A 22,651-nucleotide genomic window follows, 5' to 3' on the forward strand; every position below is an offset into this window, starting at 1 on the left:
GCCCGGCTCAGAGCGGCAGGTCCTCCAGCATCTCGGTGACCAGCGCGGCGATCGGCGAGCGCTCCGAGCGGGTCAGCGTGAGGTGCGCGAACAGCGGGTGCCCCTTGAGGTTCTCCACCACCGCGGCGATGCCGTCGTGCCGGCCGACCCGCAGGTTGTCCCGCTGCGCGACGTCGTGGGTGAGGACCACCCGTGAGCCGGCACCCAGCCGGGAGAGCACGGTGAGCAGCACGCCGCGCTCCAGCGACTGCGCCTCGTCGACGATGACGAACGAGTCGTGCAGCGAGCGGCCGCGGATGTGGGTGAGCGGCAGCACCTCGATCAGGCCGCGGTCGGCGATCTCGTCCAGCACCGCGGTGGAGACCAGCGCGCCGAGGGTGTCGTAGACCGCCTGCGCCCAGGGCGACATCTTGTCCCCCTCGGTGCCCGGCAGGTAGCCGAGCTCCTGCCCGCCGACGGCGTAGAGCGGCCGGAAGACGACGACCTTCTTGTGCGCCCGCCGCTCCATCACCGACTCCAGGCCCGCGCACAGCGCCAGCGCCGACTTGCCGGTGCCCGCCCGGCCGCCGAGGGAGACGATGCCGATGTCCGGGTCCAGCAGCAGGTCCAGGGCGACCCGCTGCTCCGCCGAGCGGCCGTGCAGGCCGAACGCCTCGCGGTCGCCGCGCACCAGGCGGACGTGCTTGTCCGGCAGCACCCGGCCCAGCGCCGAGCCGCGGGCGGAGGCCAGCACCAGCCCGGTGTGCGTGGGCAGCTCCGCGGCCGCCGGCACGAACAGCTCGCCGGCCTCGTAGAGCTCCGCCAGTGCGTCGTCCTCGAGGTGGACCTCCGCCATGCCGGTCCACCCCGTGTCGACGGCGTCGTGCACGCGGTACTCGTCGGTGGCCAGCCCGACCGCGGCCGCCTTGACCCGCAGCGGCACGTCCTTGGTGATCAGCCGGACGTCGCGGCCCTCGGCCCGCAGGTTGAGCGCCACGACCATGATCCGGCTGTCGTTGGAGTCGTGCCGGAACCCGGCCGGCAGCAGCCGCGGGGTCGCTGTGGTTGAGCTCGACGTGCAGCGTGCCGCCCGCATCCCCCACCGGCACCGGGGCGTCGAGCCGCCCGTGCCGCACGCGGAGGTCGTCGAGCATGCGCAGCGACTGGCGGGCGAACCAGCCCAGCTCCGGGTGGTCGCGCTTGTCCTCCAGCTCACCGATGACCACGAGCGGGAGCACCACGTCGGAGTTCCCGAAGCGCAGCAGCGCACCCGGGTCGGATAGCAGGACGGAGGTGTCGAGGACGTACGTGCGGCGAGGATTCACGTGTCGGCTCCCGGAGGGCGCTGCGCGCGCCCCTGCTCGAAGGTGGCCGGGCCCCGGCTCGGAGGCCGGGTGCCGGCCTCCCTGGTCGACGAGTTCGTCAGCACCATCCGGGCCTCCCGTGAGCGGCACGGGCAGTTCCGGGCCGCTCACCGCGGACGCTAGGACCTGCCACCGACAGGAAGGCGGCGCACCACGCCGCGAAACCTGACGTTCACCCGACGGAGCACAACCGCCTCAGCCGTCCCAGCGATGCCCCGGCTCCCACGGCGGCCGGACGGCGGGGCGCTCGACGGTGTCGGTGCGGTACCCGGCGGGCGGGTGGGGAGGGTGGCCGTCGTCCCAGTTCCCGTCGCCGTCGTCCCAGGCGTCGTCGTCCCAGTCGTCGTCCCAGTCGTCGTCCCAGCCGTCCTCGTCGTCCGTGACCCCGTTCCGCGCCGCCCGGCGCGGGCGGAGCGCCACCAGCGCCCAGAGCAGCGGGACGGCGAGCACCGGCCACTGCACCGACGGCTCCCCCAGCCGCACCATGCCGACGACCAGGAAGACGGCGAGCCAGCCCGCCGTCCACAGCCCGAGGACCCGGGCCTGCGTGGCGGAGCGGCGGCGCACGGCGCTCAGGCGGCCGCGAGCTCGCCGGCGACGGCGGCCGGCGTCAGCGGCTCGTCGAGCAACCGGAGGAAGCGGTCAGCGGCGGGCTGATCCGCCGGCCGCGCGTCCAGCCAGCGCGCGAGCAGCCCGAAGCCCTCGACGTACGTGGAGATGTAGGCCCGCCACAGCGGATCGGTGAGGAAGCGGATCTGCTGCCGGGCCCGGTCGCCGGCCACGAGCGACCACCGCTGCAGGTAGGCCGCCACCTCGTCGGCGTCCGCTCCGCGGTCGTGCAGCAGGATCGCGGCGTCCTGGCGCACCCGGTTCAGCGGCGCGGCGGCCGCGGCGATCCGCTCGGCCAGGTGCCCGTCGAAGCGCAGCCCGAGGTCGCCGAGGATCTCCGCCGACCACGGCCCCCACCCGTCGCCGATCGCCGCCTCCACGCCGAGGTCGGCCAGCCCCTCGGCCATGAGGCACTCGGGGGTGTTGACCAGGAACACCGTGTGCTCCACCCGGCCGGCGCGCTCGACCAGTCCGCGCTCCTTGCGGCAGTGCTCGGTGTGGTGCCCGGGGTAGGACTCGTGGGCGACCAGGTGGACGAGCTGGGAGAGCCGGTGCGGCAGGTCGGCGTTGATCGCGACCCGCGACCGGAAGTCGCCCTCGTAGTAGTTGAAGCCCGACCACGGCTTGTCGGTGACCACCTCGTACCGCACGGTCTCCGATTCCGGCAGGCCGTACTGCCCCCGGACGCGGTCGCGCAGGGCGCTGGACAGGGCGTGCACCGCGGCCTCGAGGCGGTCCGGCGGGCACTCCTCCCGGCGGCGGTGGGCCGCGTACCGCTCCGTCAGCGACCCGGTGCCGGGCAGCAGCGCGTCGAGCTCGGCGTGCGCGGCCGCGTAGGTGGCCTCGTCGCCGAGGGTGACGTCGACCTGGAAGTAGCGGGACACCTCCTCGACGAAGGGGACCGGCTCGCCGCTGAGCTTGCGGGCGCTGCACTCCAGGCCGGTCAGCTGGCCGCGCAGGAACGCCGTCCGGTCGGCCGGCAGCTCGGCCGCGTCCAGCTCGCGGAGCAGCTCCCGCGCCCGGTCGCGCAGCTGCTGCGGCGTCGGGGCGGGCTCGTCGCGCACCTGCGCCCGGGTGCGCGGATCACCGGTGAAGGCGTCGACGAAACCGGGCTCGAGTCGGTCGAACCGCAGCCCCAGCCGCACGTACTCGGCGGGCAGGTCGAGGGCTCCGGCGCTCATGCGCAGCAGTCTGGCAGCCCGCGGCTACTCGCCGAAGCGGCGGTGCCGGGCCGAGTAGTCGCGCAGCGCACGCAGGAAGTCCACCCGGCGGAAGTCCGGCCAGTAGACGTCGGTGAAGTGGAACTCGGCGTTCGCCGTCTGCCAGAGCAGGAACCCCGACATCCGCTGCTCGCCGCTGGTCCGGATCACCAGGTCGCAGTCGGGCTGGCCGCGGGTGTAGAGGTGCTCGGCGATGTGCTCGACCTCGAGGGCCTCGACCAGGTCGTCCAGCGACGTGCCGCGGGCCGCGTGCTCGGCCAGCAGCGAGCGCACCGCGTCGGCGATCTCCCGCCGCCCGCCGTAGCCGACGGCGAGGTTCACCACGGCGCCCGGCCGGTCCCGGGTGTCCTCCTCCGCCTGCTTGAGGACGGCGACGGTCTCCGGCGGCAGCACCTCCGAGGCGCCCATCGAGTTGATCCGCCACCGGCGGCCCGGGCCGGCGAGATCCGCGGCGACGTCCTCGATGATCCGCAGCAGCGCGCTGAGCTCCGGCTCGGGGCGGCGCAGGTTGTCGGTGGAGAGCATGAACAGCGTGACCACCTGCACGCCGGCGTCGTCGCACCAGCCCAGCAGGTCCACGATCTTGCTGGCGCCGCGGCGGTGCCCGTGGGCGACGTCCTCCAGGCCGATCGAGCGGGCCCAGCGCCGGTTGCCGTCCATGATCACGCCGACGTGCCGCGGGAGCTCCGCGCCGACGAGGGCACGGGCCAGCCGGTACTCGTAGACACGGGTCAGCGCGTCCCGGACGCTGCGCCGCACACCCACGACCGCTCACCCTAGGCCCCGGCCGGCGTCCCCGTGGGGGCGGCACGGCTCCCCTGGCAGCAAGCTCACATGCGGTGCGGATGACGCCGGACCTACGGCTCCGTAACCTCGGCCCATGACCACCCCGTCACCCCCCGATCGCGAACCCGTCCGGGTGGAGGCCGACAGCGCCGAGCTCGAGGCGCCGCGCGGCCAGGCGGTCGCCGCCGTCCTCGAGGAGGGTGCGCAGGTCGAGCGCGCGTGGACCGCCGAGGACTTCGCCGACCCGGACTGGAACCACCCCGACACCCGGCCCCGGATGCGCGGCTGGCTGCACCTTTTCTCGTTCTTCGGCGCGATCGTCGCGGGCGCGGTGCTGATCCCGCTGGCCTACGTCGAGAGCGCCCGCGCCGGCCTCTCGGTCACCCTCTACTGCCTCGCCATCTGCGGGCTGTTCGGCGTCAGCGCCCTGTACCACCGCCGCCGCTGGTCACCGCGCGGCTGGCGGATCATGAAGCGGCTCGACCACTCGATGATCTTCCTGTTCATCGCCGGCACCTACACGCCGTTCGCGCTGCTCGCCGTCGACCAGGTGACCGGGTTCTGGGTGCTGGCCGTGGTGTGGATCGGGGCGCTCTGCGGCGTGACGCTGAAGATGACCTGGCCGACCGCGCCGCGCTGGGTGGGGGTGCCGCTCTACATCGCCCTGGGCTGGGTCGCGGTGTTCGTCCTGACCGACATCCTGCACTTCGCGGGCGTCGCCTCGCTGGTGCTGCTGGCGGTCGGCGGGGTGCTCTACACCCTCGGCGGCATCGCCTACGGCGTGAAGAAGCCCAACCCCTGGCCGGGGACGTTCGGCTACCACGAGGTGTTCCACGCGATGACCGTCGTCGCCGCGATCTGCCACTACATCGCCGTCTACTTCGCGATGTACAACTCGCCGCTGACCTGAGCCAGGGCTAGGGCGTCGGCTCCGCCGGGGGCGCAGGCACCGGCTGCACAGGCGTGGGCACCACCGGCTCCGGCTCCACGGGGGCGGGGTCCACGGGGGCCGGCTCCACGGGTGCGGGGTCCACGGGTGCGGGACCCTGCTCGACCCAGGTCTCGCGGCCGAACTCGTCCCAGGTCAGCACCCGCTGCCGCTGCGGGAAGGCGTTGGCCGGCGCGGGCGGGTCGGCGTCGATGCGCTGCACCTCGTCGCCGTCCTCGGTGTACTCCGCCAGGTTGTCGATCGGCCGGCCGTCCTGGTCGTAGAGCAGCACGCCCTCGAGCGGCTCGCCGGTCGACGAGTACGGGTGGATGTTGGTGATCGGCGTGCCGTCCTCGTGCGCCAGCTCCGCGTCTCCGGGCTCGGGCCCGGGGTAGGAGGCCATGGCCGGCTCCGGCTGGCCGCCCGCGCCGAAGACCGCCACCAGCGCGAGCAGCGCCAGGGCCGCGTTCCCGGCCACCGCGAGCCGGGCCCGGCCCAGGGAGGGGTCCTCCCGCACGCGCAGGCCGCGCCGCACCGACCACGTGACGGCGGCGCCCGTCAGCAGCAGACCGATCAGCGGGCTGGTGCCGAACGTCGGCACCGGGAACGACGTGCTGCCGAGCAGCAGCGCGTCGAGGGCCACCAGGGCCGCCCAGGCGCGCACCACCCACCAGGCGGGCCGCAGTTCGGGCAGGAACTCCTGCACCGCGAGCCAGGGCCGGGAGCGCTGCGCCCGGGCGAGGCCGGCGGTCAGCTCGGCGTGCCAGGGGGTGCGCGCCGGCCCGGCCGGGGCACCGGCCGCGGGCGGCTCACCCAGACCGGCGGAGCGGCGCAGCTCGGCCGCGTACCCGGACGCGGGTCCGAGCCGGTCGGCCAGCGGTTCGCCACCCTCGGCGGCGACCTCGACGAGGTGCTCCTCCAGGTCCTCCAGCAGCTCGGCCACGCGCGCGGCCGGCAGGTCCGCCAGCGCGGCGCGCACCTGGCGGGCGTAGGCACGCACCTCGACGTCGGGCCCGGCGTGCGGGTCGGCGGTCATGCCGCCACCTCCTTCCGGGCGGCCAGCAGGGCCGCCATCGTGTCGGCGAACCCCGACCAGGTCTTCGCCGCGGCGTCCAGCTCGGCGCGGCCCGAGGCGTTCAGGCCGTAGTACTTGCGGTGCGGCCCCTCGACGGAGGGGACGACGTAGGACGTGAGGTGCCCGGCGGCGAACAGCCGGCGCAGCGTCCCGTACACGGAGGCGTCCGCGACGTCGTCCAGCCCGGCGGCGCGCAGCCGCCGGACGACGTCGTAGCCGTAGCCGTCCTCGTCGTCGAGGACGGCGAGGACGGCGAGGTCCAGCACGCCCTTGAGCAGCTGTGTCGTGTCCACCTATACCTCCGGTCCGGTGGCACGGACGGTACTGCGCACTGCGCACTAGTGGGCGCACCGGGGCCCGCCCCGGCGTGGCGCAGGGGGATCAGCTGAACGGCGGCCGGTCGTCCAGCCGCACCGACAGCCGGCCCGCGGCCCGCCACAGGCGCGCGGTGAGGTCGCGGTCGGCGTCGGTGACGAGGTTGCCCATGACCCGCAGCGCGACGGTCATCAGCGGGCGCGACCGCATGCCCACCGGCCCGGCTGCGGGCAGGAAGCGCGGGATGGTGAGCAGCCCGGCCAGCCGCCGCGCGATGGAGAAGGCCTCGCCGTAGTGCCGGCGCAGCGTCTCGGGCCACGCCGCCGACCAGTCGGGCTCGTCGAGCAGCTCCACGACCGTCCGGCCGGTCTCCAGGCCGTAGTCGATGCCCTCGCCGTTGAGCGGGTTCACGCAGCCCGCGGCGTCGCCGACCAGCGCCCAGTTGCGCCCGGCCACGCCCGAGACCGCTCCGCCCATCGGCAGGAGCGCCGAGGCCGGGAGCCGGACGTCGCCGTCGATGCCCCACTCCTCCCGGCGGGCGTCGGTGTAGCTCTCCAGCAGGGCCTTGAGCTGCACCCCGGCGGGCCGACGCGAGGTGGCCAGGGTGCCGACGCCGATGTTGACCTCGCCCGCCTCCGCGCCGAGCGGGAACACCCACCCGTAGCCCGACAGCAGCTCGCCCTCGACCCCGCGCAGCTCGAGGTGGGAGGAGATCCACTCGTCGTCGCTGCGGGACGAGCGCACGTAGCCGCGCGCGGCCACGCCGTAGGCGGTGTCCCGGTGCCACTCGCGGCCGAGCACCCGGCCCAGCGGGGAGCGCACCCCGTCGGCGACGACGAGCCTCCGGCACGCCACCGTGCTGCGCGTCCCGTCGGCCAGCTCGAACACGACGCCGCGGACCTCCTCGCCGTCGCGCTCGACGTCGACCGCTCGGGCGCCGTCCACCGCCGTGACGCCGTCGTCCAGGGCCACCTGCCGGATCCGCGCGTCGAGCTCGGTGCGCGGGACGGCGCTGCCGTGGTCGGGCAGGTCGCCGCCGGGCCAGGGCAGCTGCCACTCGCGGCCGAAGCCGGCGGCCCGCAGCCCGCGGTTGCGCGCCCTGCCGCGCGCCCAGTCGCCGAGATCGAGCCGGTCCAGCTCGGCGACCGCGCGCGGGGTCAGGCCGTCGCCGCAGGTCTTGTCGCGCGGGAAGACGGCAGCATCGGCGAGGACGACCTCGCGTCCCGCGCGGGCGGCCCAGGCAGCGGCGGCGGAGCCGGCCGGGCCCGCTCCCACCACGAGGACGTCGGTCGCGGCGGGGACGGGACTGGCGAGCACGTCGCCCAGTGTCCCTGGTCGGCCGACCGACGCCGCACGCGCTCAGCCGAACAGGGGGAACGCACCCGCCCGCACTCCGAGCTCCGCCCGGTCCTCGTCGGTCAGCGGCTCACGCCCCGTGCCGCGGCGGGCGGCGGTGACGTCGTCCCACCGCGACGGGAGCGACCCGTCCAGCAGCCCTTCGAGGACGCGGCGGACCTCGGCCAGCGGGCCGGGTCCCGGCCCCGGCCGGTCCAGGTGGGCGACCAGGTCGAGGTGGTGCACGGCCGCCTCCACCACGAGCGTGGCCAGCAGGTCCTCGACCTCCATCACCCAGCCCTGGGTGCGGACCAGCTCTCCCGCGGGCACCCGCCCGGCCGCCACCAGCACCGCCGCGGCGACCTCGGCGTAGTCCTCGACCAGGTCGGGGAAGTCCACGGCGGTGCTCGCGACCGCCCGGGTCCGGCGCAGCGCCTCGTCGTCGCCGGGCTCCGGCGGCGACCAGGCGCCCCAGTAGGTGACCGCGTCGCGGTCGGCGGGCCCGGGCGCGGGGGTGGCCAGGCCGACCAGCGCCCGCCGCGCGTCCCCGAGGAGGTGGAAGGCGAGGTCGTGCACGGCCCACCCGCGGCAGCCGGTGGGTGCCCACGCCTCGCCGTCCGCGGCCAGGTCGTGCAGCAGCCCGGCGAGATCCGCGTACGCGGTGCGCAGCAGGTCCAGACGGTCGGTCATCCGCGCAGCCTCGCAGACCTCCCCGCCTGCGGCGCCTCGCCCATCACCCCGCCTGCGGCCTCGCGTCCATCACCCCGCCTGAGGCCCCCGCGCCCGGACCTCCTCGACCGAGGCCATGGCCGCCCGCAGCTCGGCCAGCCACTCCTCGGCGTTGCTGCCGACCAGGCGGACCGCCCAGACCAGCGCCTCCGAGCGGGACCGGGCGACGCCGGCGTCCACGAGGGTGTCGAGGACGAGCCGCTCGGGCTGGCGCAGCCGGGTCATCACCGGAACCGAGAGGGTGGTGAAGACCTCACGGGTGCCGCCGCAGGCGGCGCCCCACGCCACGGAGCGGCCGTACCGCTCCTGCGCTGCGTCGGCGATCGCCATCCGCTCGCGGCGGGTGTCCTCGCGGAAGCGGGCGATCCGGCCGGCCTGCGCGGCGGCGGGGTCCCCCTCACCCGCGGCGGGCTCGGGCAGCGTGCCGATGACGGCGATCTCGTCCCGGTCGATGACCAGCTCGACCGGCCCGGTGAACCAGGCATCGGGCAGCCGGCCGGCGAACCAGCCGGCCACCTCGGCGCGCTCCACCGGGGGTGCGTCCTGCCCACGGCCACCCTGCCCACGGCCACCCGGCCCGCGGCCGCGTCCGCGGCGGAAGGCGGCGGCGAGGTCCGGGCCGACATCGGCGAATCGGGATGCGTGCATGGCGGCCTCCTCGGCAGCGGTGATTACACGCTTACGCGCGTAGGCCGATCAGCCGGGGAGGGCAGCCCCCTCGTTCCGCCTGCGGCGAACGGCGCCGGGGCCCCTGCTGTGGTACCGGGGCCGCTCCCGCCGGCGCGACGTCACCCTGACCGGCCCGCATCAGCCCTGGGCCGAGGGGTTCTCCGGCCGGGTGTCGCCGTCGCGCGGCGGCTCGATCGCCAGCGGCGCCCGGCGCAGCGTGTCCAGCAGCTCCTGACCCGGCTCGTCGCGTGCATCGAGGCCGGAGAGGTCGTCGGGGACGAGCACCTCGTCCTCCGGGTCGAAGCTGCGCGGCAGCTTCTTGAGGTGCCCGGACATCGACTTCACCAGCAGCGCCGTGGCGATCAGGAGCACGACGATCAGCAGCAGCCCGAGCGGGCCGGCCTTGCCGACGTCCTCGGGCAGCTGGTCGGCGGCCAGGACGGTCTGGACGGCGGTGCTCATCGGACTCCCACCTCGCTGCGCAGGCCGGCGAACAGGTCGTCCTCCGGCGAGGGTGCGTCGACCAGGGACCGGGCCAGCTCGTAGTCCTCGGTCGGCCAGATCTGCTGCTGGGTCTCGATCGGGCAGGCGAACCAGCGGCCCAGCGGGTCGATCTGGGTGGCGTGCGCGATGAGCGCGGCGTCGCGGACGGCGAAGTACTCCCCGCACGGCACCCGGGTCGTGACCCGGTGCGACATGTCGCGGGCCGGGTCCCAGTTCGCCAGCCACTCCGTGTACGGCGACTCCGCCCCCGTGGCGAGGATCGCCTCGTGCAGCGCCTTCGTCCGGGGCAGCGTGAAGCTCATGTGGTAGTAGAGCTTGCTCGGCTGCCAGGGCTCGCCGAGCTCCGGGTACCGGTCCGGATCGCCGGCCGCCTCGAAGGCGTGCATCGAGATCTCGTGCGTCTTGATGTGGTCGGGGTGCGGGTAGCCGCCGCGCTCGTCGTAGGTGGTGACGACCTGCGGCTTGAACCGGCGGATCAGCGCCACGAGCGGCGCGGCGGCCTCCTCGACCGGCACGAGCGCGAAGCAGCCCTCCGGCAGCGGGGGCAGCGGGTCGCCCTCGGGCAGGCCGGAGTCGACGAAGCCGAGGAACTCCTGCTCGATGCCGAGGATGTCGCGGGCCTTGGCCATCTCCTCGGCGCGGATCTGCGGCAGCCGCTCCCACACCTCGGGACGGTCCATCGCCGGGTTGAGCACGGAGCCGCGCTCGCCACCGGTGCAGGTGGCGACCATGACGCGCACCCCCTCGGCGACGTACTTGGCCATGGTGGCGGCGCCCTTGCTCGACTCGTCGTCCGGATGGGCGTGGACGGCGAGCAGGCGCAGCTGGTCGGGTCGGGTCACCGGTGCATCATCCCCCGTCCCGGCGGAATGCCGGTGGGTGCTCCCGGCGCGCGGTCCGAGACCGCGCTGGTCGGTCCCCCGGACGGGGGAGATGTGCTCTCGGTCACGCCCGATCCGGTAGCGTTCCGCATCTCCGGGGGCCGCCCCGGATCCGTGCATGCGGCCCGAGCCCGGTGTTAGCTTGGCCGTTCGTCCACCGGCCGTCCCCGCACGGGGGCGGCCTCCCGATTCTCAGGAGTCCGTCGTGTCCACCCCCACTGACGAGCAGGACCAGGGCGTCTGGCTGACGCAGGACGCCTACGACCGCCTCAAGGCCGAGCTCGACCAGCTGGTGGCGAACCGTCCGGCCATGGCCGCCGAGATCAACGCGCGCCGCGAAGAGGGCGACCTCAAGGAGAACGGCGGCTACCACGCCGCCAAGGACGAGCAGGGCAAGCAGGAGGGCCGCATCCGGCAGCTCACCGACCTGCTGCGCAAGGCACGTGTCGGCGAGCCGCCCTCGACGGCGACGAACGCCGCCCTCGGCACCGTCATCACCATCCGCTTCGCCGGCGACGACGACACCGAGAAGTTCCTGCTCGGCTCGCGCGAGATCGCCGGCACCACCGACCTGACCGTCTACTCCCCTGAGTCGGCGCTGGGTGCGGCGATCATGGGTGCCGCGCCGGGCGCGACGGTGACCTACCAGGCGCCCAACGGCCGCGACATGACCGTCGAGGTCGTCGGCGTCGAGCCCTTCGTCCCCTGACCCGCACCGTGACCCGCTCGCGTCGGGCAGAGAACACCGGCTTCGCGTGCGTGCACTGCGCGATCCCGGTGCCCGCCAACACCGACGGGCACTACCGCAACCACTGCCCGTACTGCCTGTGGTCGCTGCACGTCGACGAACTGCCCGGCGACCGCGCCAGCGAGTGCCGGCAGCCGATGGAGCCGATCGGGCTGGTCGAGAAGTCGGGCAAGGGCTGGCAGGTGGTCCACCGCTGCACGACGTGCGGCCACCGCCAGCCCAACCGGCTGGTCCGCGAGGGCTCGGCGCCCGACGACCTGGACCTGGTGCTCGCGCTCCCCTGGCTGTGACACCGCGCTCGTGACACCGCGCTCGTGACACCGCGCTTCTCCGGACCGCACCGCGGCCACGACCCGTCCCCGGGCGACCGTCCTCCCTCAGCGCAGCGCGTCCTCCCTCACCGCACACCACGAGGGAGGACGCGCGACGATCAGGTCACCTGATCCCAGCGCGGGGAGTCAGCGCAGCCCGCGGCGCTCGAGCAGCGGGGTCGGGTCGGCGTCGCGGCCGCGGACGGCGCGGAAGGCGTCCATCGGGTCGATCGAGCCGCCTACGGCCAGCAGCTTCTCGCGGAACGCGTCCCCGTTCGCGCGGGTCAGCCCACCGTTCTCCTTGAACCACTCCACGGTGTCGGCGTCGAGGACCTCCGACCAGATGTAGGAGTAGTAGCCGGCCGAGTAGCCCCCGGCGAAGACGTGGTTGAAGTACGTCGTCCGGTAGCGCGGCGGCACGAGATCGGAGGCGACGCCGGCCTGCTCCAGCGCGGCCCGCTCGAACGCGACCGGGTCGTCGATCTCGGCGTCGGGCGCGACGCGGTGCCACGCCTGGTCCAGCAGCGTGGCGGCCAGGTACTCCAGCGTCGCGAAGCCCTCGCCCCACAGGCGGGCCGCCTCGACGGCCTCCACCGCCGAGGCGGGGATCGGCTCCCCGGTCTCGACGTGGCGGGCGTAGTGCGCGAGCACCTCGGGCCAGGTCGCCCACATCTCGTTGACCTGGCTGGGGAACTCGACGAAGTCGCGCGGGACGCTGGTGCCCGCGAACCGCGGGTAGGTCACCGCGGAGCTCAACCCGTGCAGCGCGTGCCCGAACTCGTGGAACAGCGTGTCCACCTCGTCCAGCGTGAGCAGCGCCGGTGTGCCCTCCGGCGGGCGGGACACGTTGAGGTTGTTCACCACGACCGGTGAGGTGCCGAGCAGCCGGGACTGGGTGACGAAGGAGTTCATCCACGCGCCGCCGCGCTTGCCCTCGCGGGCGAAGTAGTCGCCCAGGTAGAGCCCGACCGCGCTCCCGTCGGCGTCGGTGACCTCCCACACCCGGACGTCCGGGTGGTAGCCGGGCAGGTCGGGGCGCGGGGTGAAGCGGAAGCCGTAGAGCAGCCCGGCGGCGTGGAAGACACCGTCGACCAGCACGCGGTCCAGCTCGAAGTAGGGCCGCAGCGCACCGGTGTCGACGGCGTAGCGCTCGGCACGCACCTGCTCGCTGTAGAACGCCCAGTCCCACGGGGCGAGCTCCACGCCGTCGCGGGCGGCGACCTCGGTGAGCACCGCGGCCTCCGCCTCGGCGTTGGCCACCGACGCCGGCACCATCGAGGCGAGCATCGCGTCCACCGCCTCGGTGGTGCGGGCGGTCTGGTCGGCGAGCACGAGGTCGGCGTGGGTGTCGAAGCCGAGCAACCGGGCGCGCTCGGCCCGCAGCAGCGCGATGCGGACCGCGACCGGACCGTTGTCGTGCTCGCCCGAGGAGGCACGGCCCACCGACGCCTCGTGCACCCGGCGGCGCAGCTCCCGGTCGCGCAGCTTGGCCAGCAGCGGCTGGCGGGTCGGCAGGAGCAGCGGCAACAGCCAGCCCTCCAGGTCGCGGTCGGCCGCGGCGGTGCGGGCCGCGGCCACCTCCTCGCCGCTGAGCCCGGCCAGCTCCTCGACGTCGGTCACGTGCACCGCCGCCGCCTCCATGGCCAGCTGCACGTTCTGGCCGAAGGTGGTCGTCAGGCCGGAGAGCTCCTGGTTCAGCTCGGTCAGGCGGGCCCGGCCCGCCTCGTCCAGCTGCGCGCCGGAGAGCCGGAAGTCCAGGTGGTAGCGCTCCACCAAGCGGACCTGCTCCGCGTCCAGCCCCAGCTCGTGCCGCGCCTCGTGCACCGCGTCGATGCGCGCGAAGAGCGCCGGGTCCAGCCGCAGGGCGTCCGAGTGGGCCGCCGACAGCGGCGCGATCTCCCGCTCGATCTCCCGCAGCCGCGGCGAGGACACCGACGAGGTCAGGTTGCCGAACACGCTCCAGGCCCGGACGAGCAACCGGCCCGAGCGCTCCATCGCCGCGACGGTGTTCTCGAAGCCCGGCGGCTCCTCGGACCCGACGATCGCCGCCACCTCGGCCCGCTGCTCGGCCATCCCGGCCAGCAGCGCCTCCCGGCAGTGCTCGGGGGTGATCTCGCCGAACGACGGCAGCCCGAAGGGCAGCGGCGAGGGGCGGAACAGCGGGTTGTCGGCGGTCACCGGGGCAGCGTCTGCGGCGTTCATCGGGAGCACTACATCGCGATCCCCCGCATCCCACCCGCTCCGGGAGCGACCACCCGGTCGATCATCGTCATCCGGTCGCCCGCCACGCCGGAGAGGCCGACCGGATGACGATGATCAACAACTGGGGAGGAGTGCGGACCTCAGCGCGCGGCGGTCCGGCGGTAGACGCGCACCGACAGCGGCACGAACACCGCGAGGATCACGGCGGTCCACAGCAGCGTGTAGAGCACCGGGTTCTGCAGCGGCCAGGCGTCGGGCACCGGCGCCCCAGGGACGGTGTTGCCGAACAGCTCGCGCGCCCCCTGCACGACCGTGGACACCGGGTTCCACTCCGCGAAGGTCCGGAGCACCGACGGGAAGGACTCCAGCGGCACGAACGCGTTCGACGCGAACGTCAGCGGGAAGATGACCATGAAGCTGGCGTTGTTCACGACCTCCGGCGTGCGGACCAGCAGCCCGACCAGCGCCATCAGCCAGCTGATCGCGTACGCGAAGACCAGCAGCAGGAGGAACCCGCCGAGCGCCTCGACGACCGAGGAGTTGATCCGCCAGCCGACGGCGAGGCCGGTCAGCGCCATGACGGTGATCGAGATGACGTTCAGCCCGGCGTCCGCGACCGTCCGCCCGATGAGCACCGCCGCACGGGACATCGGCAGCGACCGGAACCGGTCGATGAGCCCTTTCTGCAGGTCCTCGGCGATCGAGGCACCGGTGACCGTGGACCCGAAGACGACGGTCTGGGCGAAGATCCCCGGCAGCAGGAACTCGGCGTAGTTGATGCCCGGGGGCAGGTTGATCGCGCCGCCGAAGACGTACCGGAACAGCAGCACGAACATGATCGGCGACAGGGTCGCGAAGACGATCAGGTCGGGCACCCGCTTGACCTTGATCAGGTTGCGCTTGGTGATGACGGCGCTGTCGGACAGCGTCGCGGCGAGGCTGCTCATCGGACTCCTCCGGTGACGGCCGGCTCGGCCGGCTGCTCGTGGTCGGTGCCGACCTCTTCGGCCGCGTGCCCGGTCAGGGCCAGGAAGACGTCGTCGAGGTCGGGCCGGCGCAGGCCGATGTCGAAGATCTGCGCGGTCGCGCCGTCGAGCCGGCGCAGCGCCTCGGCCAGCACGTCGGCGCCGCCGCTGACCGGCATCGAGAAGCGCCGGCTCGCGACGTCGACGTTCGGCTCGTCGACGCCGAGCGGGCGCAGCGCCTCGACCATCCCGGGCAGCGCCGCGGCGTCGGTGACGGTGAACTCGAGCCGCTCCCCGCCCACCTGGGCCTTCAGCTCGTCGGCGGTGCCGCGGGCGATGACCTGGCCGCGGTCGATGACGACCATGCGGTCGGCCAGCCGGTCGGCCTCCTCCAGGTACTGGGTGGTGAGCAGGATCGTGGTGCCGCCGTCGGCCAGCTCGGCGATGAACTCCCACATCGCCAACCGGCTGCGCGGGTCGAGCCCCGTGGTCGGCTCGTCCAGGAACAGCACCCGGGGCCGGTTGATCAGCGACGCGGCGATGTCCAGCCGCCGCCGCATGCCCCCGGAGTAGGTCTTCGCCGGGCGGTTGGCGGCGTCCACGAGGTCGAAGCGCTCCAGCAGCTCGCCCGCCCGCGTGCGCGCCTCCGCCTTGGGCAGGCGGTAGAGCCGGCCCACCATCTCCAGGTTCTCGAACCCGGTCAGGTACTCGTCCACCGCGGCGTACTGGCCGGTGAGCCCGATCGCGGCGCGGACGGCGTCGGCGTCACGGACCACGTCGAGCCCGGCCACCTCCGCCCGGCCCTCGTCGGCCGCCAGCAGCGTGGTCAGGATCCGCACCACGGTGGTCTTGCCGGCACCGTTCGGGCCGAGCAGCCCGAGCACGGACCCCTCGGCGACGGTCAGGTCGACCCCGTCGAGCGCGGTGGTGGCACCGAAGCGCTTGACGAGGCCCTCGACAACGATCGCGTCGTTCATGCCGGCCACGCTAGGGCCGGGTACCGACAGTTCCCGAGAGCTTTTCGCGGACGGCGGTCGAGTTGCAGCGGTGGCATGCCGATGACGACCGCGCCGGAGCCGGGAACTCATCGGCCGACGAACGGGAACCCGCCGACGAGCGCCCCGTTCCCGGCGTCGGCGTCGTACCGTTCCTGGGGTGACGGACACCGCCGGAGTCGCTACCGGACCGACCACCCCTTCCCCCGCTGCCACGACCCTGGGCGAGCTGCGCGCGAGCGGCGCCGTCCCGCGCCCGGTCAAGGCCGAGATCCGCGCCAACCTGCTCGCCCGCCTCGGCCGCGGCGAGCCCAGCCTGCCGGGCATGGTGGGCTTCGAGGACACCGTGCTGCCCGAGGTCGAGCGGGCGCTCATCGCCGGCCACGACCTGGTGCTCCTGGGCGAGCGCGGCCAGGGCAAGACCCGGCTGATCCGGACCCTCGTCGGCCTGCTCGACGAGTGGACGCCCGTCCTGGTCGGCAGCGAGCTCAACGAGCACCCGCTGGCCCCGATCAGCGTCTGGGCCCACCGGCAGATCGCCGAGCACGGCGACGCCACGCCGGTCGGCTGGCTGCACCGCAGCGAGCGGTTCGGGGAGAAGCTCGCGACCCCCGACACCAGCGTCGGCGACCTCATCGGCGACGTCGACCCGATCAAGGTCGCCGAGGGCCGCACGCTCGGCGACCCGGAGACGGTGCACTACGGGCTGGTCCCGCGCACCAACCGCGGCATCTTCAGCGTCAACGAGCTGCCCGACCTCGCCGAGCGGATCCAGGTCGCCCTGCTCAACGTCCTGGAGGAGCGGGACATCCAGATCCGCGGCTACCGGGTGCGGCTGCCGCTGGACCTGCTGCTGGTCGCCAGCGCCAACCCCGAGGACTACACGAACCGCGGGCGGATCATCACCCCGCTCAAGGACCGGTTCGGCGCCGAGGTGCGCACCCACTACCCGATCGAGCTCGCCGACGAGATCCGGCTGCTGCAGCAGGAGGCGCAGACCTCCGCGCTGGGCGGCGACGGGCACTCCGCACCCCTCGTGCCCGAGCACCTGGTGGAGATCGTCGCCCGCTTCACCCGGCTGGTCCGCGAGTCCAGCCACGTCGACCAGCGCTCCGGCGTCAGCGCCCGGTTCGCCATCGCCGGGCTGGAGACCGTCGCCGCCTCCGCCGTCCGCCGGGCCGCGATCGCCGGGGAGACCCGGCCGGTGGCCCGCGTGGTCGACCTGCCCAGCGTCGTCCCGGCCAGCCGCGGCAAGGTGGAGTTCGCCGACTCCGGCAGCGACAACGACGACGACCGCGAGCTGGAGATCCTGGACCACCTGCTCCGCCAGGCGACCGCCCAGACGTTCCGGGCGCGCTGCGCGGGCCTGGACCTCACCGGGCTCCAGGAGCACTTCACCGGCGGCGAGACGGTCGAGTCCGGGGAGCTGGTCAGCGCACCGGCGCTGCTCGGGCAGCTCGGCACGATCCCGAAGCTGGCCGAGCTGCTGGGCCGCCTCGGCGTCCCGGAGGGCGAGCAGTCGGCCGAGCAGGCGGCGGCCGCGGTCGAGTTCGCGCTCGAGGGCCTGTACCTGACCCGGCGGCTGGCGAAGGACACCGACGGCGGCCGCACGATCTACGGGGCCTGAGGTGACCACCCGCCGCGGGCCCAAGGGGTACCGCTACGGACGCTGGCGCGGCGGGCCCGACCCGCTCGCCCCGCCCTACGACCTCGGCAACGCCGTCGACGAGATCGGCGACTCCGTCCTGGCCGGCAGCGGGGTGCGCGAGGCGCTGCGCGAGCTGCTGCGCCGCGGCGCCGAGGGCCGGCGCGGCCTCGACGACCTGCGCCGCTCGGTGCGCGAGCGGCTGCGCAAGGCGCGCACCGCCGGCCGGATGGACGGCACCCTGCAGGAGGTCCGCGAGCTGCTGGACCGCGCCGTCGAGGCCGAGCGCCGGGAGCTCTTCCCCGATCCCGACGACGCCGCCCGGCTGGCCGAGGGCGAGCTCGACGCACTGCCCGAGGACACGGCGGGCGCGGTGCGCGCGCTCAAGGACTGGCAGTGGCGGTCGGAGGAGGCGCGCCAGGCCTACGAGCAGATCCAGGACCTGCTCCGCAAGGAGGTGCTCGACAGCTCCTTCGCCTCGATGAAGCAGGCGCTGGAGAACGCCGGCGAGCAGGACATGCAGGCGATCAAGGACATGGTCGCCGACCTCTCCCAGCTGGTCGACGCGCACAACCGCGGCGAGGACACCGACGAGCGGTTCGCCGACTTCATGGAGAAGCACGGCCAGTTCTTCCCCGACGACCCGCAGTCGGTCGAGGAGCTCATCGACTCCCTCGCCCGGCGCGCCGCCGCGCAGGAACGCATGATGGCCGGGCTCTCCCCCGAGCAGCGGGCCGAGCTCGCCGACCTCATGGCCCAGACCATGGGAGGACATGGGGCTGGCCAGCGAGATGGCCCACCTCGGCGACGCGCTGCGCCAGGCCCGCCCCGACCTGCCGTGGGGACGACGGGGCCAGGTGCCCGACGGCGAGCAGGCGCTCGGCATGGGCGACGCCACCTCCGCCGTCGCCGAGCTCGCCGACCTGGAGGCGTTGTCCAACCAGCTCTCCCAGGGCTACGCCGGCGCCTCGCTGGCCGACATCGACGAGGAGCTGCTCGAGCGGGCGCTCGGCCGGCCCGCCGTCGACGACCTCGCCGCGCTGCGCCAGATGGAGACCGAGCTGGAGCGGCAGGGCTACCTCAACCGCTCCGGCGGCAAGCTGGAGCTCTCCCCCAAGGCGGTGCGCCGGCTCGGGGCGACGGCGCTGCGCCGGGTGTTCGCCCAGCTCGACGCGGCGGGCCGCGGGGACCACGACGTCGCCGACGCGGGTGCGGCGGGCGAGCTCACCGGCAGCTCCCGGGAGTGGCGGTTCGGCGACGAGCAGCCGCTGGACGTCGTCCGCACGGTGAAGAACGCCGTGCTGCGGACGGCGCACGAGCCCACGCGGGAGCACGACCGCCGGGTGCGCATCGCCGTGGAGGACTTCGAGGTCGTCGAGACCGAGCGGCGCACCGGTGCGGCCGTCGCGCTGCTGGTCGACCTCTCGTACTCCATGGCGCTGCGCGGCACCTGGGGTGCGGCGAAGTCCACCGCCATGGCGCTGCACTCGCTGGTCACCACCCGCTTCCCCCAGGACGCGATCGAGATCATCGGGTTCGCCTCGACCGCCCAGGTGCTCAAGCCCTCGACGCTGGCCGAGCTCTCGGTGGACACGCTGCAGGGCACCAACCTGCAGCACGGCCTCATGCTCGCCCGGCGGTTCCTGGCCCGGCACCACGACGCGGAGCCGGTGGTCCTGGTGGTCACCGACGGCGAGCCGACCGCGCACCTGGAGGACGACGGGACGCCGTTCTTCTGCTGGCCGCCGATGCCCGAGACGATCGCCCGCACGGTGGCCGAGGTCGAGCGGGTGGCCCGGTCCGGCGCCACGGTCAACGTGTTCGCCCTCGACCCCGACCCGGGTCTCGTGCACTTCGTCCACGACCTCACCGAGCGGGCCGGCGGCCGGGTGTTCACGCCCGACAGCGACCGGCTGGGCGAGTTCGTCGTCGCCGACTACCTGCGGTCCCGGCGCGGCCGCAGGAGCCGCTGACGGCACCCGCACGGCGGGCTCCTCCTCCCGGGGGACACCGGTCCGACCTGCGGGTCCGGTCCGGATAGCCTCGGGACGGGAGACCGACGGGGGGAGGCACCGTGACCCGAGCGACCGTGGCCCGGCGGCTGGCGACCGGGGCCGCCTACGGCGGTGGCGGGGTCGGCCTGGCCGGTGCCGCCCTGTTCGCGCTCATCCGCGAGGAGGCCCGCGCCGCGCGGCGCCGCGTCGACGCCCGCCGTGAGCCCGATCCGCCCTCCGGCAACGGGATCTACGGCGGCGGCCGCGGGAAGCCGATCCGCTTCACCGTGCTCGGCGACTCCAGCGCCGTCGGTCTCGGCGTGGAGCGGGCCGCGCAGACCCCGGGCGTGCTCATCGCCTCGGCGCTGGCCGAGCTCGCCGAGCGGCCGGTGCGGCTCACCCGGCTGGCCGTGTCCGGCGCGAAATCCCCGCAGCTGGACGCCCAGGTGGACGCCGCGCTCGAGGAGCGGCCCGACGTCGCGCTGATCATGATCGGCGCCAACGACGTCACCAGCCGGACCCGGCCGGCGGTCTCGGTCCGCCACCTCGGGGACGCCGTCCGCCGGCTCACCGCGGCCGGCGCGGAGGTCGTCGTCGGCACCTGCCCGGACCTCGGCACCATCCGGCCCATCCGCCAGCCGCTGCGCACGCTCGCGCGGCGCTGGAGCCGGCAGATGGCCGCGGCGCAGACGATCGCCGTCGTCGAGGCCGGCGGGCGCACCGTCTCGCTGGGCTCGGTGCTCGGGCCCTCGTTCGCCACCGACCGCTCGCTGTTCAGCCGGGACGAGTTCCACCCGAGCGCCTACGGCTACGCGCACGCCGCCGCGGTGATCCTGCCGTCGGTGGCCGACGCGCTCGGCGTGTGGCCGGAGTCGGCCGACCGCCGTCGCGGCCCCCGCCGCCGCGACACCGTGCGGCCGGTCGCCAGCGCGGCCGCCCGCGCCGCCAGCCGGCCCGGCAGCGAGGTGCAGCCCGCCGAGGTCCCCGGCACCGACACCGGCCCCTGGGGCGGCTGGGCGCTGCTGCGCCGCCGTCGTCCCCCGGAGCTGCCGGCGCCGGACGAGTCCGACCGGGAGCCGGTCGCCCCCTGACCGCGCGCGTGACGCGGGCCACAGACGGTCCCGCGGTGTGCCGGGGCTCATAACCCGGAAAGCGGCCGGGGTAGTTTCAGAGGCGACCCGACGTCCGGCGACCGTGGCCGGACCCCCTCATCGTGGAGGACCCATGCCCGAAGCAGTCATCGTCTCGACCGCGCGCTCGCCCATCGGCCGTGCCTTCAAGGGCTCCCTGAAGGACATGCGCCCCGACGACCTCGCCGCGACCATCGTCAAGGCCGCCCTCGACAAGGTCCCGGCTCTCGACCCGCGCGACGTCGACGACCTCATGCTGGGCGTCGGCCTCCCCGGCGGCGAGCAGGGCTACAACATGGGCCGCGTCGTCAGCGTCCTCATGGGCATGGACCACCTGCCCGGGACGACGATCACCCGCTACTGCTCCTCGTCGCTGCAGACCACCCGCATGGCGCTGCACGCCATCAAGGCCGGCGAGGGTGACGTGTTCATCTCCGCGGGCGTGGAGATGGTCTCCCGCTTCGTGAAGGGCAACAGCGACGGCCTGCCGGACACGAAGAACCCCGTCTTCGAGCAGGCGCAGGCCAAGGCCGCCAAGGACGCCGAGAGCGGCGCCGAGACGTGGGAGGACCCGCGCGAGAACGGCGAGCTCCCCGACGTCTACATCGGCATGGGCCAGACCGCCGAGAACCTCGCGCTGATACCAAGGGCGTCACCCGCCAGGAGATGGACGAGTACGCCGCGCGCAGCCAGAACCTGGCCGTCGAGTCGATCGACAACGGCTTCTGGGCCCGCGAGATCACCCCGGTCACCACGCCCGACGGCACCGTCGTCAGCCAGGACGACGGCCCGCGTCGCGGCACCACCGTCGAGGGCCTGTCCGGCCTCAAGCCGGCCTTCCGCCCCAACGGCCGGGCCACCGCCGGCAACGCCTGCCCGCTGAACGACGGCGCGGCCGCCGTGGTCGTCATGAGCGACACCAAGGCCGCCGAGCTGGGCCTGACCCCGCTGGCCCGCATCGTCTCCACCGCCGTCACCGGCCTCTCGCCGGAGATCATGGGCTACGGCCCGGTCGACGCCTCGAAGCTCGCCCTCAAGCGGGCCGGCATGACCATCGACGACATCGACCTCGTCGAGATCAACGAGGCGTTCGCCGCTCAGGTCATCCCGAGCTACCGGGACCTGAACATCGACATCGACAAGCTGAACGTCAACGGTGGCGCCATCGCCGTCGGCCACCCGTTCGGCATGACCGGTGCCCGCATCACCGGCACGCTCATCAACGGCCTGCAGACCCGGGACAAGACCTTCGGGCTGGAGACCATGTGCGTCGGTGGCGGCATGGGCATGGCGATGGTGCTCGAGCGCCTCTCCTGATCCAGCGCTGACCGCAGCGGCCCGGCTCCCTCTGGGAGCCGGGCCGCTGTGCGTTCCGGGCCGTGCCGGCCCGGAGACGACCGTGGCCCGGCCCCTCGCGGGGACCGGGCCACGGTCGGTTCGTGCCGGGGTGCGACTACTCGCGCAGGTAGCTGAGCAGTCGCAGGATCTCGACGTACAGCCAGACGACCGTGACGAGCAGGCCGAAGGCGACGTACCAGGCGAACTTCGCCGGGGCCCCGCGGCGGATGGCCTCGTCGGCCAGGTCGAAGTCCATGAGCAGCAGGAACGCCGCGATGCCGATCATGACCAGGCTGAACAGGATGCCCAGCGGGCCGTCGCTGCGGATGCCCAGGCCGTCGTCCAGCCAGAAGTAGGACACGAAGTTGGCGAGCATGAGCACCAGGGCGCCGATGAGCGCACCGAACACCCAGCGGGTCAGCTTCGGGGTCACCCGGACGGCACCGGTCTTGTAGACCACGAGCATGCCGCCGAAGACACCGAAGGTGCCGATCAGCGCCTGGATCACGATGCCGGGGTAGACGGTGTTGAAGGCCTCGCTGATCGCGCCGAGCGCGACACCGTAGAGGGCGCCGTAGCTGAGGGTCGCGATCGGGTTGGCGATCTGCTTGAACGAGATCACCAGGCCGAGCACGAGCGCGACGAGGATGGCCGGGATGGCCAGGCCCCACGCCGCGTCACCGGGGGCGGCCCACACGGCCGCCGCGGCGAGCACCGTCACCAGGAACGACAGGCCGGTCTTGGTGACGACGTCGTCCATCGTCATGTACCGCGTCGTCGTCGCCGCATAGGGCGAGGGGGCGGCGTACGGGTCCGCCGTCGGGGCGCCGTACTGGGGCTGGGCACCCCAGGCGGTGGCCTGCTGGCCGTTGCCGGCGCCGAGGCCCCGGAACGCCGGGTTGCTGCTGGGCATCGTCATCTCCTCGAGG

At 74.2% G+C, this 22,651-nt stretch carries 23 protein-coding genes and 2 pseudogenes; 8 read left to right on the forward strand and 17 right to left on the reverse strand.

The window, feature by feature from the left end; translation table 11 throughout:
- Window positions 1-7: 7 nt before the first annotated feature.
- On the reverse strand, window positions 8-982 hold the full coding sequence (locus JKP76_RS01505; RefSeq protein ID WP_255522491.1) for a PhoH family protein: 975 nt from the start codon (window positions 980-982) through the stop codon (window positions 8-10).
- On the opposite strand from JKP76_RS01505, the gene JKP76_RS23115 reads away from it, so the two are divergent.
- Complete coding sequence (locus JKP76_RS23115) at window positions 981-1,262, forward strand: hypothetical protein (protein ID WP_309232794.1); 282 nt, start codon at window positions 981-983, stop codon at window positions 1,260-1,262. The genes JKP76_RS01505 and JKP76_RS23115 overlap by 2 nt on opposite strands.
- On the opposite strand, the pseudogene JKP76_RS23120 reads toward JKP76_RS23115, so the two are convergent.
- From JKP76_RS23120 to JKP76_RS01520, 4 genes and pseudogenes are all read right to left on the reverse strand, one after another.
- A pseudogene (locus tag JKP76_RS23120) lies at window positions 1,167-1,454 on the reverse strand (PIN domain-containing protein); the annotation flags it as partial. The gene JKP76_RS23115 and the pseudogene JKP76_RS23120 overlap by 96 nt on opposite strands.
- A gap of 84 nt (window positions 1,455-1,538) precedes the next feature.
- A complete protein-coding gene (locus JKP76_RS01510; protein WP_200489282.1) occupies window positions 1,539-1,910 on the reverse strand; it encodes a hypothetical protein in 372 nt (123 codons plus the stop codon).
- A 5-nt stretch (window positions 1,911-1,915) separates the two neighbouring features.
- Window positions 1,916-3,133: a DUF885 domain-containing protein gene (locus JKP76_RS01515; protein ID WP_200489283.1), complete on the reverse strand. Its 1,218-nt coding sequence runs from the start codon at window positions 3,131-3,133 to the stop codon at window positions 1,916-1,918.
- Window positions 3,134-3,157: 24 nt separating this feature from the next.
- Window positions 3,158-3,937, reverse strand: a complete 780-nt coding sequence (locus tag JKP76_RS01520) for an isoprenyl transferase (RefSeq protein WP_200489284.1) — start codon at window positions 3,935-3,937, stop codon at window positions 3,158-3,160.
- Window positions 3,938-4,052: 115 nt separating this feature from the next.
- Between JKP76_RS01520 and JKP76_RS01525 the strand changes: the two genes are divergently transcribed.
- Window positions 4,053-4,868: a hemolysin III family protein gene (locus JKP76_RS01525; RefSeq protein ID WP_200489285.1), complete on the forward strand. Its 816-nt coding sequence runs from the start codon at window positions 4,053-4,055 to the stop codon at window positions 4,866-4,868.
- A 7-nt stretch (window positions 4,869-4,875) separates the two neighbouring features.
- Here JKP76_RS01525 and JKP76_RS01530 read toward each other — a convergent pair whose 3' ends face one another.
- The 7 genes from JKP76_RS01530 to mca form a co-directional block, all read right to left on the reverse strand.
- Entirely contained in the window at window positions 4,876-5,922 is a 1,047-nt protein-coding gene (locus JKP76_RS01530; RefSeq protein WP_200489286.1) for a hypothetical protein, read from the reverse strand.
- Window positions 5,919-6,254: a PadR family transcriptional regulator gene (locus JKP76_RS01535; protein ID WP_200489287.1), complete on the reverse strand. Its 336-nt coding sequence runs from the start codon at window positions 6,252-6,254 to the stop codon at window positions 5,919-5,921. Before JKP76_RS01535 ends, JKP76_RS01530 begins: the two co-directional genes overlap by 4 nt.
- Before the next feature lie 88 nt (window positions 6,255-6,342).
- Window positions 6,343-7,593, reverse strand: coding sequence for a geranylgeranyl reductase family protein (locus JKP76_RS01540; RefSeq protein WP_200489288.1), 1,251 nt, complete (start codon window positions 7,591-7,593; stop codon window positions 6,343-6,345).
- A 42-nt stretch (window positions 7,594-7,635) separates the two neighbouring features.
- Complete coding sequence (locus JKP76_RS01545) at window positions 7,636-8,301, reverse strand: maleylpyruvate isomerase N-terminal domain-containing protein (protein ID WP_200489289.1); 666 nt, start codon at window positions 8,299-8,301, stop codon at window positions 7,636-7,638.
- A gap of 69 nt (window positions 8,302-8,370) precedes the next feature.
- A complete protein-coding gene (locus JKP76_RS01550; RefSeq protein WP_200489290.1) occupies window positions 8,371-8,988 on the reverse strand; it encodes a hypothetical protein in 618 nt (205 codons plus the stop codon).
- 159 nt (window positions 8,989-9,147) lie between these two features.
- Window positions 9,148-9,471: a hypothetical protein gene (locus tag JKP76_RS01555; RefSeq protein ID WP_200489291.1), complete on the reverse strand. Its 324-nt coding sequence runs from the start codon at window positions 9,469-9,471 to the stop codon at window positions 9,148-9,150.
- Window positions 9,468-10,355: a mycothiol conjugate amidase Mca gene (mca, locus tag JKP76_RS01560; protein WP_200489292.1), complete on the reverse strand. Its 888-nt coding sequence runs from the start codon at window positions 10,353-10,355 to the stop codon at window positions 9,468-9,470. The genes JKP76_RS01555 and mca overlap by 4 nt, the downstream gene beginning before the upstream one ends.
- 244 nt (window positions 10,356-10,599) lie before the next feature.
- On the opposite strand from mca, the gene greA reads away from it, so the two are divergent.
- Both greA and JKP76_RS01570 read left to right on the forward strand, forming a co-directional pair.
- Window positions 10,600-11,103 carry a transcription elongation factor GreA gene (greA, locus tag JKP76_RS01565; protein WP_200489293.1) on the forward strand — a complete coding sequence of 168 codons (504 nt, stop codon included), beginning with the start codon at window positions 10,600-10,602 and terminating at the stop codon, window positions 11,101-11,103.
- 8 nt (window positions 11,104-11,111) lie between these two features.
- Window positions 11,112-11,432 carry an RNHCP domain-containing protein gene (locus JKP76_RS01570; RefSeq protein WP_200489294.1) on the forward strand — a complete coding sequence of 107 codons (321 nt, stop codon included), beginning with the start codon at window positions 11,112-11,114 and terminating at the stop codon, window positions 11,430-11,432.
- A gap of 168 nt (window positions 11,433-11,600) precedes the next feature.
- Here JKP76_RS01570 and JKP76_RS01575 read toward each other — a convergent pair whose 3' ends face one another.
- The 3 genes from JKP76_RS01575 to JKP76_RS01585 all read right to left on the reverse strand — a co-directional run bounded on the left by JKP76_RS01575 (window position 11,601) and on the right by JKP76_RS01585 (window position 15,597).
- A complete protein-coding gene (locus JKP76_RS01575; protein WP_200489295.1) occupies window positions 11,601-13,655 on the reverse strand; it encodes a M3 family metallopeptidase in 2,055 nt (684 codons plus the stop codon).
- Window positions 13,656-13,795: 140 nt separating this feature from the next.
- A complete protein-coding gene (locus JKP76_RS01580; protein ID WP_200489296.1) occupies window positions 13,796-14,602 on the reverse strand; it encodes an ABC transporter permease in 807 nt (268 codons plus the stop codon).
- Window positions 14,599-15,597, reverse strand: a complete 999-nt coding sequence (locus JKP76_RS01585; RefSeq protein WP_200489297.1) for an ATP-binding cassette domain-containing protein — start codon at window positions 15,595-15,597, stop codon at window positions 14,599-14,601. The genes JKP76_RS01580 and JKP76_RS01585 overlap by 4 nt, the downstream gene beginning before the upstream one ends.
- A 178-nt stretch (window positions 15,598-15,775) precedes the next feature.
- Here JKP76_RS01585 and JKP76_RS01590 point away from each other — a divergent pair, with 178 nt between their 5' ends.
- Complete coding sequence (locus JKP76_RS01590) at window positions 15,776-17,242, forward strand: sigma 54-interacting transcriptional regulator (RefSeq protein ID WP_200489298.1); 1,467 nt, start codon at window positions 15,776-15,778, stop codon at window positions 17,240-17,242.
- Between the two features lie 441 nt (window positions 17,243-17,683).
- Here the strand turns inward: JKP76_RS01590 and JKP76_RS19955 are convergent, their stop codons facing one another.
- Window positions 17,684-17,926: a hypothetical protein gene (locus JKP76_RS19955; RefSeq protein ID WP_242471144.1), complete on the reverse strand. Its 243-nt coding sequence runs from the start codon at window positions 17,924-17,926 to the stop codon at window positions 17,684-17,686.
- Between the two features lie 107 nt (window positions 17,927-18,033).
- On the opposite strand from JKP76_RS19955, the gene JKP76_RS19960 reads away from it, so the two are divergent.
- From JKP76_RS19960 to JKP76_RS22870, 3 genes and pseudogenes are all read left to right on the forward strand, one after another.
- Window positions 18,034-19,233 carry a VWA domain-containing protein gene (locus tag JKP76_RS19960; protein WP_242471145.1) on the forward strand — a complete coding sequence of 400 codons (1,200 nt, stop codon included), beginning with the start codon at window positions 18,034-18,036 and terminating at the stop codon, window positions 19,231-19,233.
- Between the two features lie 101 nt (window positions 19,234-19,334).
- A complete protein-coding gene (locus JKP76_RS01600; protein WP_200489299.1) occupies window positions 19,335-20,345 on the forward strand; it encodes an SGNH/GDSL hydrolase family protein in 1,011 nt (336 codons plus the stop codon).
- Between the two features lie 133 nt (window positions 20,346-20,478).
- Window positions 20,479-21,701, forward strand: a pseudogene (locus JKP76_RS22870) (acetyl-CoA C-acetyltransferase).
- 136 nt (window positions 21,702-21,837) lie between these two features.
- Here JKP76_RS22870 and JKP76_RS01610 read toward each other — a convergent pair.
- Complete coding sequence (locus JKP76_RS01610) at window positions 21,838-22,635, reverse strand: Bax inhibitor-1/YccA family protein (protein ID WP_200489300.1); 798 nt, start codon at window positions 22,633-22,635, stop codon at window positions 21,838-21,840.
- Window positions 22,636-22,651: the final 16 nt, after the last annotated feature.

It is taken from the genome of Blastococcus sp. TML/C7B, assembly GCF_016612845.1.
Taxonomy (GTDB): Bacteria; Actinomycetota; Actinomycetes; order Mycobacteriales; family Geodermatophilaceae; genus Blastococcus.

Coding starts and splice junctions, on each gene's coding strand:
- JKP76_RS19960 (WP_242471145.1), top strand. CDS start 18,034: ATGGGGCTGGCCAGCGAGATGGCCCACCTCGGCGACGCGCTGCGCCAG.
- JKP76_RS01525 (WP_200489285.1), top strand. CDS start 4,053: ATGACCACCCCGTCACCCCCCGATCGCGAACCCGTCCGGGTGGAGGCC.
- JKP76_RS01550 (WP_200489290.1), bottom strand. CDS start 8,988: ATGCACGCATCCCGATTCGCCGATGTCGGCCCGGACCTCGCCGCCGCC.
- JKP76_RS01610 (WP_200489300.1), bottom strand. CDS start 22,635: ATGCCCAGCAGCAACCCGGCGTTCCGGGGCCTCGGCGCCGGCAACGGC.
- JKP76_RS01585 (WP_200489297.1), bottom strand. CDS start 15,597: ATGAACGACGCGATCGTTGTCGAGGGCCTCGTCAAGCGCTTCGGTGCC.
- JKP76_RS01575 (WP_200489295.1), bottom strand. CDS start 13,655: ATGAACGCCGCAGACGCTGCCCCGGTGACCGCCGACAACCCGCTGTTC.
- JKP76_RS23115 (WP_309232794.1), top strand. CDS start 981: ATGATCCGGCTGTCGTTGGAGTCGTGCCGGAACCCGGCCGGCAGCAGC.
- JKP76_RS19955 (WP_242471144.1), bottom strand. CDS start 17,926: ATGAGCTCCTCGACCGACTGCGGGTCGTCGGGGAAGAACTGGCCGTGC.
- JKP76_RS01545 (WP_200489289.1), bottom strand. CDS start 8,301: ATGACCGACCGTCTGGACCTGCTGCGCACCGCGTACGCGGATCTCGCC.
- JKP76_RS01505 (WP_255522491.1), bottom strand. CDS start 982: ATGGTCGTGGCGCTCAACCTGCGGGCCGAGGGCCGCGACGTCCGGCTG.
- JKP76_RS01555 (WP_200489291.1), bottom strand. CDS start 9,471: ATGAGCACCGCCGTCCAGACCGTCCTGGCCGCCGACCAGCTGCCCGAG.
- JKP76_RS01530 (WP_200489286.1), bottom strand. CDS start 5,922: ATGACCGCCGACCCGCACGCCGGGCCCGACGTCGAGGTGCGTGCCTAC.
- JKP76_RS01515 (WP_200489283.1), bottom strand. CDS start 3,133: ATGAGCGCCGGAGCCCTCGACCTGCCCGCCGAGTACGTGCGGCTGGGG.
- JKP76_RS01580 (WP_200489296.1), bottom strand. CDS start 14,602: ATGAGCAGCCTCGCCGCGACGCTGTCCGACAGCGCCGTCATCACCAAG.